The 12,922-nt window shown below is 55.6% G+C and carries 10 protein-coding genes; 1 reads left to right on the forward strand and 9 read right to left on the reverse strand.

Translation table 11 applies throughout. The features are described from left to right. Nucleotides 1-57: 57 nt before the first annotated feature. The 5 genes from A3193_RS12515 to A3193_RS12535 all read right to left on the reverse strand — a co-directional run bounded on the left by A3193_RS12515 (nucleotide 58) and on the right by A3193_RS12535 (nucleotide 4,493). Entirely contained in the window at nucleotides 58-483 is a 426-nt protein-coding gene (locus A3193_RS12515) for a hydrogenase maturation protease (protein WP_071934330.1), read from the reverse strand. Then, the gene (locus A3193_RS12520; RefSeq protein ID WP_069003893.1) at nucleotides 480-1,778 is read right to left on the reverse strand and encodes a Ni/Fe hydrogenase subunit alpha; all 1,299 of its coding nucleotides are present in this window, start codon (nucleotides 1,776-1,778) and stop codon (nucleotides 480-482) included. Before A3193_RS12520 ends, A3193_RS12515 begins: the two co-directional genes overlap by 4 nt. Next, nucleotides 1,771-2,559: an NADH-quinone oxidoreductase subunit B family protein gene (locus A3193_RS12525; protein WP_069014996.1), complete on the reverse strand. Its 789-nt coding sequence runs from the start codon at nucleotides 2,557-2,559 to the stop codon at nucleotides 1,771-1,773. The genes A3193_RS12520 and A3193_RS12525 overlap by 8 nt, the downstream gene beginning before the upstream one ends. Nucleotides 2,560-2,620: 61 nt before the next feature. Next, entirely contained in the window at nucleotides 2,621-3,454 is an 834-nt protein-coding gene (locus tag A3193_RS12530; protein WP_069003891.1) for an FAD/NAD(P)-binding protein, read from the reverse strand. Next, nucleotides 3,447-4,493: a 4Fe-4S dicluster domain-containing protein gene (locus A3193_RS12535; RefSeq protein WP_235614993.1), complete on the reverse strand. Its 1,047-nt coding sequence runs from the start codon at nucleotides 4,491-4,493 to the stop codon at nucleotides 3,447-3,449. Before A3193_RS12535 ends, A3193_RS12530 begins: the two co-directional genes overlap by 8 nt. Before the next feature lie 792 nt (nucleotides 4,494-5,285). On the opposite strand from A3193_RS12535, the gene nifJ reads away from it, so the two are divergent. Beyond that, on the forward strand, nucleotides 5,286-8,861 hold the full coding sequence (gene nifJ, locus A3193_RS12540) for a pyruvate:ferredoxin (flavodoxin) oxidoreductase (protein WP_069014997.1): 3,576 nt from the start codon (nucleotides 5,286-5,288) through the stop codon (nucleotides 8,859-8,861). 145 nt (nucleotides 8,862-9,006) lie between these two features. On the opposite strand, the gene A3193_RS12545 is transcribed toward nifJ, so the two are convergent. Genes A3193_RS12545 through A3193_RS12560 form a run of 4 tightly spaced genes read right to left on the reverse strand, consistent with a single transcriptional unit; the run spans nucleotide 9,007 to nucleotide 12,798 of the window. Further along, a complete protein-coding gene (locus A3193_RS12545) occupies nucleotides 9,007-10,251 on the reverse strand; it encodes an ABC transporter permease (protein ID WP_069003889.1) in 1,245 nt (414 codons plus the stop codon). Beyond that, on the reverse strand, nucleotides 10,248-10,907 hold the full coding sequence (locus A3193_RS12550; RefSeq protein ID WP_069014998.1) for an ABC transporter ATP-binding protein: 660 nt from the start codon (nucleotides 10,905-10,907) through the stop codon (nucleotides 10,248-10,250). The genes A3193_RS12545 and A3193_RS12550 overlap by 4 nt, the downstream gene beginning before the upstream one ends. Then, nucleotides 10,904-11,980 carry an efflux RND transporter periplasmic adaptor subunit gene (locus A3193_RS12555; protein WP_069014999.1) on the reverse strand — a complete coding sequence of 359 codons (1,077 nt, stop codon included), beginning with the start codon at nucleotides 11,978-11,980 and terminating at the stop codon, nucleotides 10,904-10,906. The genes A3193_RS12550 and A3193_RS12555 overlap by 4 nt, the downstream gene beginning before the upstream one ends. An 11-nt stretch (nucleotides 11,981-11,991) precedes the next feature. Continuing rightward, the gene (locus tag A3193_RS12560) at nucleotides 11,992-12,798 is read right to left on the reverse strand and encodes a MipA/OmpV family protein (RefSeq protein ID WP_069015000.1); all 807 of its coding nucleotides are present in this window, start codon (nucleotides 12,796-12,798) and stop codon (nucleotides 11,992-11,994) included. Between the last annotated feature and the right edge of the window lie 124 nt (nucleotides 12,799-12,922).

Below are 12,922 nucleotides of genomic sequence, written 5' to 3' on the forward strand. Positions count from 1 at the left end.
CCCTGCATTCCAAGTGAACAATCTCTTTGACAGTGGAACACGCGCTTGGGCTTATACTCACTTACCGGTCAGCAGGATTTGGAGCTGCTGTTCGAGTGAGACCACATCCAGTGAAGGCGGTCCATTTTGATCATCACCAACATGAATGCCCAGCAGCGAAACTTGTGGCGGCAACTCCCCTAACTGGTCTGCCAGTGCCAGGGCTTCCGATACGCCGAAGCCGTGAGATGATGTGAGTTCATGACACTGTGCCAACGCTTCCCGGCTGATCAGTGACACCTCACCGGCCCTGCCAGCCGATTTCAAGGCATCGATGAGCACCACCTGATCCGCATCCCGCAGGTAGTTCAACAGCCCACTGCCAGGTCGATCCAGCTTGACCAGTTCACAATCTTCCAGCTGACAGCCCTGCAGGTGTTCGATCGCCAGCCAGCCGGCCCGATCCGCACCAAAGGGAGAACCGACACCAATGACCCTGATCATCCGCGATTGACGTTCAGCTTGAGGAAATGGGTTGCGCAGGAGATGCAGGGATCGTAGTTGCGTATCACCTGCTCAGCCCGCAGCCGCAGCTTTTCATCGGTTTGATCCAGGCCGAATTTCTGCAGCGACTGCGCGATGTCCTCTTCAATGCGCCCCTGATTCTGACTGGTTGGCGGTACGATACGCGCATAGCGCACTATGCCGGCATCATCCACGTCATAACGATGCCAGAGGATCCCTCTCGGCGCCTCACTACAGCCAAAGGCATTCCCCTCCACCGCTTCCACCTCCCGGTAAGGGTGTGCCGGACTCTCATAGTCCTGCAGCAAGCGAATTGCCTCGGAGATGGCAAAGTAGAGTTCGATCGCCCGGGCCACGATACTATGGAACATATTGTGGCTGGGGAAACTGATACCGCAGCCTTCCATCAACCTGCGTACCTCTGTCGGCAGCTGATGAAAATTCAGATTCAATCTTGCCAGTGGGCCTGTCAGATAGGGCCGCCCTTCCAGTTCGCAATGCAGAGCGGTTGAATGGGGCGATTGAATCTCCTTGAAGTGGCTGTCGAAATAGCAGATATCGATATCCAGCCCCTGACCGGAAATCAACCTTCCCTGACCAATGGCATACTCATCGGGATCGCTGAGCGCCACACTGATGAAGGATTGATTGTCATCGGGAAAACTCAGATCCGCAGTCCAGCCGATCAGCGCCTCGGCTTCCGGCAGAGCCGCCTGCAGCCGCTTCAACATCGTCTCTACTGCTGAACGATCGGGCGCACGGTAGAAACCACCTACCCTGACTCCCACCGGATGTACTGAGCGACCACCAAACATGGCAATCAGATCATTGCCCAGGGTCTGCAGCTGCAGACCTCGGCGCACCGCCTCGGGGTAGTCTGCCGCCATGGCGATGGCGGATTCGAAACCGAGAAAGTCTGGTGCGGCAAGCAGATGGACATGCAGAGCATGGCTCTGTATCCATTCACCGCAGTACATCACTCTGCGCATCCCCTCTACCCAGGGATCCGGGGTAAAATCCGAGAGACGCTCAAATGCCTGAACGGCACTCATCTGGTAGGCGACCGGACAGATCCCGCAGATCCTCGCCACCATGTCGATCACCTGGTTTCGTTCATAGCCCTCGATAAATTTCTCGAACAGTCGGGGGGGCTCGAAGATACGCAGATTGAGCCGTTCGATCTCACCACCGACAATGTCCAGCTCCAGGGCGCCTTCACCCTCGACACGGGTCAATACCGGTACGTTGATATGGATATCGCGATGCTCAGCCATCGGTATCACCTCGCAGCCCTTCGCTGGCTGTTTTGAATCCGGCTGCACTGTTGGCAATAAAACGGAATCGTCTCAGTACGGCTTGTGCATCCAGACCAAGTTGTTCAAATCGATCGGCTATGGATCGATCATTGAGCTGCTCTGCCGGCCCGTAACAACCGTAGCAACCCCGACCGGCAGCGGGACACAGAGCACCGCAACCGGCCAATGTGACCGGCCCCATACAGGGCTCCCCTTTCGTCACCATCGTACAGATCACCGCTTTACGCTTGCACTCCATGCAGACCGAGTGAACTTCAGGTCGTGGCGCAATCCCTGAGAGCAGGTCCCTCAAAGCGCCGATCACCTGCGCGGAATTGACCGGACACCCCTGAATCTGCAGATCCACTTTGACATGCTTCGAGATGGGATCGGAACTGTTCAGAACTTCGATATTTTCAGGATCGGTATAGATCGATGCCATCCACTCATGACGGTTGGCAAAGTTGGCCAACGCCTGCAAACCCCCACTGGTGGCGCAGGCCCCGATACTCACCAGCAGCTTACTGTTTTGTCTGACCTGTTGAATCCGTTCAATATCCTCCGGGGTGGAGACACTCCCTTCAACCAGTGAGATATCCACCGGTTGATCGGGTGAATTCGGGCCGGCTTCAGCAAAATGGACGATATCCACCAGCCCGGGTAACGCCAGTAGAGGTTCGCCAAGATTCAGTAGCGCCAACTGGCAGCCATCGCAGGAACTGAATTTGTGTACGGCAAGTTTCGGTTTATCTGTGGCCATAATAGTTGCCCAGCTCTATGGGTTGCTCAATACAGCGGATAGGGTTCATGCCATTGAGGGATCAAAAGCCTTTCGCTCCCATTAAATCTGCCAGTTCGGAGTAACAGAACACCGGCCCATCCCGACAGACATATTTGGCCCCGATCTGGCAGTGGCCACACTGTCCGATGCCGCACTGCATATTGCGCTCCATACTGAACCAGATCTGGTGGTCGGCAATCCCAAGATCCCGCAGATTGGCGATGGCTGCCAACATCATCACTTCCGGCCCGCATAACATCGCAAGGGTGCGCCCATGGCGCAGATTGAGCTGCCCGATCAGTTCGGTAACCATCCCCTGCTGGCCATGCCACTCACGGGTTACCACGTCGGCTGCCAGCAGCACATTGACATCAGGCTCCCTGGCCCAGGCGTCATACTGCTCCCGCCAAATCAGATCATTGGAGTGTTTGACCCCTTGCAGGATGTGCAGATGACCAAACTGATTGCGTCGTTTCATCAGATAGCGAATCACTGATACCAATGGCGCACAACCCAGACCACCGGTCACCAGCAACACATCGCGTCCCGCCGCATCCGCTACCGGCCAGCCTCTGCCGAACGGTCCGCGAATCCCCACCCGGTCTCCCGGCTGCAGTTTCGACATCGCCTCGGAAACCCGGCCAACCACCCGTATGGTATGGTCGAAATAGTGGCTGTCCTTAGGATCATTGACGATCGAAATCGGTATCTCACCGGCGGCGAAATGGGTCACCATGTTGAACTGCCCGGGAGAGAACTCAAACACCTCCTGGGCGGCCGCATCCTCAAACCTCAATCTGAGGGTAAAGATGGTTGGCGACTCCTGAATGCGCTCATCGATAATTGCAGTACGGGGCAGATGCAGATCACTCATCGAGACTCCCCTCCCACAGAATGGTGTCGGTCTCCTCGGTGAGATCGATTCCCACCGGACACCAGGTGATACATCGACCGCAACCGGTACATCCAATACGCCCTTGCTGCTCCTGCCACCCCGCCAACTTATGGGTCAACCACTGACGGTAACGGCTGAGGATATTTCCACGCACCTTGAAACCGCCCATACTGCTGTGACTGGCGCTGAAGCAGGAGTCCCACTGACGAACATTTTGTGCGGACAATCCATCCAATGACACTTCATGCTGGGTGTCGTAACAGAAACAGGTGGGACAGACAGCCGTACAGTTGCCACACCCCAGACAGCGATCAGCCACCTGCTGCCACTGGACATGTTCAAGCCGCTGATAGAGACGCATCAGCTCTTCAGGTTTCGCCAGTTTTCGCTGCTGTTGACGCGCCGCCTGATCTGTCTGATATTCCATTTGCTCAAGCTGTTGAGATTCTGCCGTGGCCAAATCGATCCGCTGCAGAACAGCCTCACCCTGATCACTTCCGCACCAGACCAGAAATCCATCATCAAGTTCTGATAATCCAATATCGACTGCCTGATTGACGCTCGGCCCATCACCGGTTGAGACACAGAAACAACTCTCCGCTGAGTGGGCGCAATCGATGCCGATCAACAATAACTGCTCCCGTCGCTGCCGATAGTGGGGATCGGCACCACCGGCATGCAGAAAGTGTTGATCCTGAATCGCCAGTGCCGACAGGTCACAGCCTCTCACCCCTAACACAGCAGTCGGTTTCACATCGGGTAGGCGGGTTGTGAATCTCAATGGGTCCTTCTGTTCAACCCAGAGTACTTCGTGGGGGGCGAAACAGAACGGTTTAAGACCTTGCGGTCCGTGATTCCAATCAAACAACCGTTCACCGGCACCCTGTTGTAGCCGATAACGACCAGGTTGCTGTTCATTGGTCATCCCCTTTGCCAGTTGATTGACATTGGAGATCTCCATTAACTGAATTGCCCCATCCTTCACAACAGGTCCCAACAGCTGATAACCGGATTGCACAATCCCATCCAACAATCTCTGAAAATCGGATCGGGGCAAAAAGCCAGGTTGTCGTTCAATCTTAGCGCTCTGTTGCACTTTAACAGCCTCACATTCGCGGTGCTGATCACTCAGTTCGACCGCATAATATTGTTCGGCGCCCGGTAACCTCTGATAGACAGATTATCTTTCAAGGCCGGTAAGAAACTCTTCCCGTGATTAAAGATAAGCCCCTTATGAACGACAGTGAGATAGCTGAAAAAGTCATCGGCCTCACTGTGGCCATCCATACCTGCAGAGATCACCCTATCCACACATGGCCTCAATCCCTTTCCAACTCCATTAACAGTAGCGGATCAGGACACCTCCCAATTCACTCAGGGGATTTGTTTGAGGAGCACATGGAATCAGGCTCAGTAGTCATACCCTCAAAAAAGCGAATATCGCTATCTAAAAAACTAGCATAAAACCGGGCAGACAATAGCCATCCATGACTATTTTTTTACACTTCCTCCAACTCGCTCCTCAATTGTGTTTTATTCTGGCGCATAACCACAAACTGTCTACGGCTTTTGTTGCTTAAAATCGTGGATTATTGTCAATAATCTTTAACTGAACAGCAGCATAGAGAAGCTTGAATCCCCATCTCATACTGATAATTCTGAATCACCAAAGGTTCTCTCCGGTAACTGCTATTGATCAATGCATTACTGATCGATCGATGAGAGCATTGATTGGATATGGCTGATGGTATGTATGAAGATAACCGACCATATGCAAGCCAGTTAACAACATGACTAGGGAAGCAAGGATATGTCCGACAAGATGGTTACCATAGATGGCAACGAGGCCGCTGCACATATTGCCCACATGACCAACGAGGTCATCGCCATCTACCCGATCACCCCGGCCTCTCCCATGGGTGAATGGTCGGATGAGTGGTCTGCAAAGGGGGTCCGGAACATCTGGGGCAGCATACCGGATGTCATTGAGATGCAGAGCGAGGCCGGTGCTGCCGGAGCCGTCCACGGAGCACTGCAGGCCGGCTCCCTCTCCACCTCGTTTACCGCCTCCCAGGGATTGCTGCTGATGATCCCCAACATGTTCAAGATTGCCGGTGAGCTGACCCCGACCGTACTGCATGTCTCGGCACGTTCACTGGCAGCCCAGGCGCTCTCCATATTTGGCGACCACAGCGACGTGATGGCCTGTCGCAGCACCGGATACGCCATGCTCTGTTCCGCCAGCGTTCAAGAGGTTGCCGACTTTGCACTGATCGCTCAGGCGGCTACGCTGGAGACCCGTATCCCGTTTCTGCATTTTTTCGACGGCTTCAGAACCTCACATGAACTCAACAAGATCGCCCTGCCGGATCCGTCGGTGATCAAGGCGATGATCGATAACGAACTGGTCGAGGCGCATCGCGCCAGATCCCTCTCACCAGACCATCCGGTGATTCGCGGCACCTCACAAAATCCCGATGTCTACTTTCAGGGACGTGAAACCGTCAACCCCTACTACAACCAGGCCGGGGAGAAACTGCAGGCAGCGATGGCCCGTTTCGGCGCCCTGACCGGCAGACATTATGAGCTGTTCGAATACTATGGCGCAGCACAACCGGAACGGCTGATCATCCTGATGGGTTCAGGCATAGGCGCCGCTGAAATCTGTATCGATCACCTCTCCGCAGAGGGGGAAAGGATCGGCATGATCAAAGCACGGCTGTTTCGCCCCTTTGCTGCAGACCAGCTGTTGAAAGCCATACCGGAGAGTGTACAGAAGATTGCCGTACTCGATCGAACCAAAGAACCCGGCGCGGATGGCGAGCCCCTCTACAAGGATGTGCTGGGCGCTTTTGCCCAGGCCTACAGCCAGGGGCAGCGTGCAACCCTGCCACGGATCGTTGGAGGTCGATACGGACTCTCATCGAAAGAGTTTACCCCAGCCATGGTCAAGGGCATTTTTGATGAGTTGAGCCAGGAGCAGCCGAAGAACGGTTTCACGGTGGGAATTATGGATGACGTCACCCATACCAGCCTGCCCTGGGACGCGGATTTCCGCCCTTTTGCCAATGCGGATGTCAGCGCCTGTGTCTTCTATGGTCTGGGTGCGGACGGCACAGTTTCAGCCAACAAGAATTCGATCAAGATCATCGGCGAGCAGACCGACAACTACACCCAGGGTTACTTTCAATATGACTCGAAAAAGTCGGGGGCAGTCACCGTCTCCCATCTTCGCTTCGGTGCAAAGCCGATCAACGCCACCTACCTGATCGGTGACAACGAAGCCGGTTTTGTCGCCTGTCATCAGCCGATCTTTCTCGGCCGCTACGAAATGCTGGAGAAAGCCGCTCCCGGCGCCACTTTTCTGCTCAACAGCCAGGCGGATCCAGACCAGGTGTGGCAGACCCTGCCACCCCAAATGCAAAAACAGATGATCGAAAAGCAACTCAGCTTTTATGTCATCGATGCCTATAAGATCGCCGCCGAAACCGGCATGGGACGACGCATCAACACCATCATGCAGACCTGCTTCTTCTCCATATCCGGACTGCTGGAGAGCGACAGGGCCATCGATCTGATCAAAGCGGCCGTGAAAAAGAGTTACGGCCGCAAAGGGGCGCGCCTGCTGCAACGGAATTTCGATGCCATCGATACAGCACTGGCCGGTCTGCACAAGGTTGATCTACCCGACGTGGAGATCCCTGAGGTTCCCAGGCAGCCAATCGTGCCCGCGGATGCACCGGAGTTCGTACAACAGGTCACAGCACCGATCATCGCCGGCCAGGGTGACAGCATACCGGTCAGCCTGATGCCGGCCGACGGGACCTGGCCCCTCGGCACCACCGCCTATGAAAAGCGCAACATCGCCCTGCAGCTTCCCAAGTGGGAGATGGACCTCTGCACCCACTGCGGCAAATGTCCCCTGGTCTGTCCCCATGCGGCGATTCGCTCCAAACTCTTCCCGGCCTCCCTGACCGACATGGGACCGGAGAGTTTTCTGCATACCCAGGTCAAAGGTGGACGGGATTTTGCCCCGGATACCCACATCAGCTATCAGGTAGCCCCGGACGACTGCACCGGTTGCGGACTCTGCGTCGAGATCTGCCCGATCCGGGACAAACAGAATCCCCAGCGCAAGGCGCTGAATATGGTGGACGACCCGGCCTACCACGAACAGGAGCGGATCAACTGGGAGTTCTTTGTCGGTCTGCCGGAACATGACCGCACCCAACTGAAACAGACAACCCTGAAAGGGGCAATGGTCATGCAACCCCTGTTCGAGTTCTCCGGAGCCTGTGTCGGTTGTGGAGAAACCCCCTATATCAAACTGGCCACCCAGCTGTTCGGTGATCGTATGCTGATTGCCAACGCCACCGGCTGCTCCTCGATCTATGGTGGCAACCTGCCAACCACCCCCTACACCACCAACCCGGAAGGCAGGGGGCCTACCTGGTCAAACTCCCTGTTCGAGGACAATGCGGAGTTCGGTCTGGGGATGCGCATCGCCATCGATAAGCAGAATGACCATGCCAAAGCCTTACTGCAACATCTACGCAAGGATCTCGATCAGCAGCTCGTGGAACAGCTGCTGAATACCCAACAACAGAGTGAAGCGGAGATATTTGAACAGCGGGAACGGATCGAGACCCTGAAACAGGCCTGCCAGCAGATCGACGATCCCCAGGCACAGAGTCTGATCTCAGTGGCAGACAGCCTGGCGCGAAAAAGTGTCTGGCTGGTGGGGGGAGATGGCTGGGCCTACGATATCGGCTACGGCGGTGTGGATCACGTACTGGCCTCCGGCCGCAACGTCAATATCCTGTTGCTCGATACAGAGACCTACTCCAACACCGGTGGCCAGACCTCCAAGGCGACTCCCCTCGGTGCGGTGGCCAAATTCTCAGCGGCCGGCAAACCGACCAACAAGAAGGATATCGCCATGATGGCCATGGCCTACGGCAATGTCTATGTGGCCCAGGTAGCGTTTGGCGCCAAGGATGTGCAGACTTTGCGGGCCTTTCTGGAAGCGGAAGCCTATCCCGGCCCCTCGCTGCTGATCTGTTACTCCCCCTGCATAGCCCATGGGGTGGACCTCTCCAACAATATCCGTCAACAGGAGCTGGCGGTGGACTCAGGGCACTGGCCCCTGTTCCGCTATGATCCCCGCCGCAGCGACAAAGGGGAAAATCCGTTGAAAATGGACTCCAAGGAGCCCTCGATTCCCTATCGTGATTTCGCCAGCAGTGAAACCCGCTTCAGTGTACTGCAGCGTACCCACCCGGAAGCCTCAGAAAAGTTTCTGCGTCAGGCACAACAGCAGATCAAGAGCCGATATCGGCTCTATGAACAGTTGGCGCAACTGGCGATGCAAAAAGCCGAAGGCTGAATTACAGTGGTTGCGACAGACTCAGCACAACATCAAGGGTGATGCACGAATCCTGGCAAGCAATCCGTTCGGGGCAACGATGCTAAATAATCGTTGTAAAACACTCAACCATGTCCGGGGCCGTTGATCCGGCAGAGCGCTCAAATCACTCTCGGCGCAGCGCTTCAACCGGTAGAAAATCTGCTGCACGACGTGCGGGATAGTAACCGGAGGCCAGGCCCACCAGAACAGATACGATCAATCCGGTCAGCACACCGCTCAAGGTCGGCATCAATGGAAATCCGGTCAGCAGATCGAGGCTCCCTCCGAGCAATAGACCAAACAACAAACCGGCGATACCCCCTAGCAGACTGATCAATACCGCCTCGGCCAGAAACTGAAACAGAATATGGCGACGATTCGCACCGAGCGCCATACGCACACCGATCTCACGGATTCGTTCGACCACCGCGGTACTCATGATCCCCGCCACACCAATGCCGCCCACCAGCAGTGCGGTGGAAGCCGCTACCACACCCATCGCAGTGATTCCTCCCAATATCCGGTCCACGGTTTTCAGATAGGAGGCCAGGGTGATCTTGGTGTATTGGTAGCTGCCCCGGTAGCGCCTCTGCAGCGTCAGTTTCAATTGATCTGCCGCCTGTTCCGCCTTGGCGATGGAGACAGCTTCCGCCTGCAGATAACTGACCTGCTGATTGCCATTCATCTGTTGTACCAGGGTATAGGGCAGCAGGATTCTGTTGTTGGCATCCTCACCTCCATCAGAGCCAATGCTTGCGAGCAAGTCCCGGCTCTTATATTCCAACACCCCGATCACCTGATATCGACGTCCACCGATGCGTAGATCCCGGCCGATTGGATTATCCGATTGGGGATAGAGATCCTGACTCACTGTTTCACCGATCAGCACCACCGGACGACGACCTTTAATATCCGCCGGTCGAAATCCCCGTCCCATGGTCAGCCGGTCGTTATTGATCCCGGTATAGTTGGCATCCACACCTTTCAGCTGGGCACTGCTGTAGCGATTGCCGTTTTGTACCATTGGACGATTGTCGGCGAGCAACACCGGGCTCAACCGCTTCACAGCGGGGCAACAGGCCCCTTTCAACAGACTCAGATCGCGGCTATCGATCCCGGAGCTGTCCCTGATCCGCGACTGGGGATTTTTATCCTGGTAATCCCGAAACACCCAGAGTGATCGTAAACCGAAAGTCTCCAGCTCTTTCAATACAAACTGTTTACCTCCACTGCTCACTGCGCTGACGGTCATCACCGCAGCGATGCCAATGGCGATGCCCAAAACACTGAGCAGTGATCTCAAGCGATTCTGCCACAGCGCGATCACCGCCTCTCGGGTCAGCTCGATAAACACCCGCAGTCGGTTCATATCACCACACCGTCATGCAACATGATCACCCGTTCCGCCCGCTCACCGATCACTGGATCATGGGTCACCATCACCAGTGTATGACCTTCGTTATGCAGCTCATTGAAGAGCTGTAAAACCTGATCTCCGTTGCGGCTGTCCAACGCACCGGTCGGCTCATCCGCAATCAGCAGGCTGGGGCGATTGACCAGTGCCCGGGCTATGGCGACCCGCTGCTGCTGACCGCCGGAGAGCTGGTTTGGCTGATGCGAGGCCCGGTCCATCATACCGACTCGGTGCAGGGCCTGTGTGGCGAGATCCAAACGTTGATTCCGGGCAACACCTTGGTAGAGCAGAGGCAGCGCCACATTCTCCAGCGCACTCCGGTTGGCGATCAGATTGAAGGATTGAAATACAAAACCGATGGTCTCTCCCCGCAACTTGGCCAAGCGGGAAAACTGAGCACCCGATACCCTTTCCCCGTTTAGCCGGTAGTCGCCACGGTCCGCCAGATCGAGACAACCGATGATATTCATCAGGGTACTCTTACCCGATCCGGAGGGCCCCATAATGGCGACAAATTCACCCGCTGAAATATTCAAGTCGATGCCACGGATAACGGGCAGCTCACTGCCACCCCGCCAATAGGACTTATGGATCGCCTGCATCTGGATCATTGCTCCGCTCTCTCCTGCACAGAAATCCCGGATTCGAGCTTGGCGGACTCAAGCAGCACCACTTTGTCCCCTTCCAGGATGCCGGACAGCAACTCCACATGACTATCCCCCTGCAGGCCTACAGCCACCTCCCGGTAACTTAAAAGACCCGATTCGATCACTCCAACCTGGAACCTCTCCTCATCCTCTTTCAGTGCCGTAAAAGGAAGCTTCAACACGCCCTCACGCTGCGTCACCAGAATCTCCAGATCCACCTGCTGACCCAACAGCAGTGCCGGCGCAGCCTCACCCGGATCCAAACGCACTTTGAAGGTGTTGAGTCGACGCTCCTGCTGCTGTTCCACATTGGGTCCGATCCAGCTCACTTCCGAGCGCCAGTCTTGTCCGGGAAAAGCATCGGATTTCAACTCAATCGGCTGACCGAGCTTGATGCGTCCACTGTCCACCGCATCCACATGGGCCTCGATCTGCCAACCGTCCAGGGCCACCAGGGAGAAAAGCGGGGTGCCGGCCTCAACCCACTGTCCTATCTCGGTGGATTTTTTCACCAACACCGCATCGAACGGCGCACGGATCACCTGCCACTCCTGTGCCACCTCCGCCAGCAGCAACTCCGCCTTGGCCACCTGCCAGACTGCCGTGGCGGCTTGCCACTCAAGCTTCGCATCCTCCATTTGCTCCTCGGTCACAGCACCCTTGGAAACCAGTTTATTCAGTCGCTGGTAACGCAGTTTCGCCTCTTTACGTAAAACCGCATGCTGCTGCACAAACGCCTCCGCCCTTTGACGATTGGCCGCAGCGGCACGATTGTCCATCTTCGCCAATATCTGCCCGGCACTGACCCGATCGCCGACGCCAGCTTCGACGACGATCACCTGACCATCCACCAATGCGGTCAATTCCACACGGCGATCGTTGATCACCTCGCCGGTTACCCGGATCACCAGTGACAGATCACCCCGCTCGACCTCAACGGTTTCGACCTGTCTGGGCTGATCCCAGATCCCGGAGACAAACAGACCCAGTGGAAGCAGAACAATCAACAACCCGATTGCCAGCGATTTCAGTTGCATGAAGAGTCAGCCTAAAAACCGTAGACCGCACCGATAAAAGCGCCCGCCAGATTGCGCCCATCGACGATCGGACTGTCACTGATGCCATCCCCCAGGCGACCGATGCCGGCACCACCGATCAAACGTATCCGTTTCGACCAGGCATATTCGGCCTGGATGCCCAGGAATGGTGTCATGGTTGACTTGGCCTCATAGCTTTCCAGCCCGCCACCAGTCTCATCGTCATCCACACCAAAGTAGTAGTCGCTCAGTTTACTGCTCTGCCAACTGACACCAAATTCAGGTCTGAACGACCAATCCCCCTGCTTCAGGGGATAGGCGTAACTGACTATCAGCTCCTGACCTTTCGAACGATTGCTGACATCGGTCAGCAGTTGCCCGTTGAGCTCACCGAGATCACTGCCCCAGAGAAGATCGATCCCAACATCGAACCCAGGCTTGCGTTCATCCAACCCTTCCAGCTCGTCGTTATCATCCGGATCAATCCCCATGGCGCGAATCCGCCCGACCAGATCGAGTTTAAAGTTATCCTGTTTAACCAGGCTGTAACCCAAGCCGCCGAAATTTGTAGTGCCATTGAAGAAAGAGAGCCCGGGATTACCCAGATTGGCATGGAAGCGCTCGCCCCGATAGGCAATCACCGGCATGGCTGCAAGATAGTTGTCTTCACCGATGATCGGATTGCGACCACCTCCCAGGTTGAGACCCACCGACCACTCACCCGCTGCAACGAAGCCGGGTAGCAGTGTGAACCCAAAGACAATGATCCATGGTGCAGCCAGTTTGGATCCATGAAAACCAGACAGATTGATTGGCATGATGATGCTCCCTGTAGTTTTACTAACATCATCAGGTTAAGAAAAAGGCTTGTTAATGTCTGTGGTGATATTGTTTGGATATGTATCCTTCTGTAACAATCGTCACGACACCACTGGATCTGCT

The organism is Candidatus Thiodiazotropha endoloripes (assembly GCF_001708965.1).
GTDB lineage: Bacteria > Pseudomonadota > Gammaproteobacteria > Chromatiales > Chromatiaceae > Thiodiazotropha > Thiodiazotropha endoloripes.

What these genes read in the sequence shown, in the direction of transcription:
- A3193_RS12515 (WP_071934330.1), bottom strand. Translation starts at nt 483, where the DNA reads ATGATCAGGGTCATTGGTGTCGGTTCTCCCTTTGGTGCGGATCGGGCC.
- A3193_RS12520 (WP_069003893.1), bottom strand. Translation starts at nt 1,778, where the DNA reads ATGGCTGAGCATCGCGATATCCATATCAACGTACCGGTATTGACCCGT.
- A3193_RS12525 (WP_069014996.1), bottom strand. Translation starts at nt 2,559, where the DNA reads ATGGCCACAGATAAACCGAAACTTGCCGTACACAAATTCAGTTCCTGC.
- A3193_RS12530 (WP_069003891.1), bottom strand. Translation starts at nt 3,454, where the DNA reads ATGAGTGATCTGCATCTGCCCCGTACTGCAATTATCGATGAGCGCATT.
- nifJ (WP_069014997.1), top strand. Translation starts at nt 5,286, where the DNA reads ATGTCCGACAAGATGGTTACCATAGATGGCAACGAGGCCGCTGCACAT.
- A3193_RS12545 (WP_069003889.1), bottom strand. Translation starts at nt 10,251, where the DNA reads ATGAACCGACTGCGGGTGTTTATCGAGCTGACCCGAGAGGCGGTGATC.
- A3193_RS12550 (WP_069014998.1), bottom strand. Translation starts at nt 10,907, where the DNA reads ATGATCCAGATGCAGGCGATCCATAAGTCCTATTGGCGGGGTGGCAGT.
- A3193_RS12555 (WP_069014999.1), bottom strand. Translation starts at nt 11,980, where the DNA reads ATGCAACTGAAATCGCTGGCAATCGGGTTGTTGATTGTTCTGCTTCCA.
- A3193_RS12560 (WP_069015000.1), bottom strand. Translation starts at nt 12,798, where the DNA reads ATGCCAATCAATCTGTCTGGTTTTCATGGATCCAAACTGGCTGCACCA.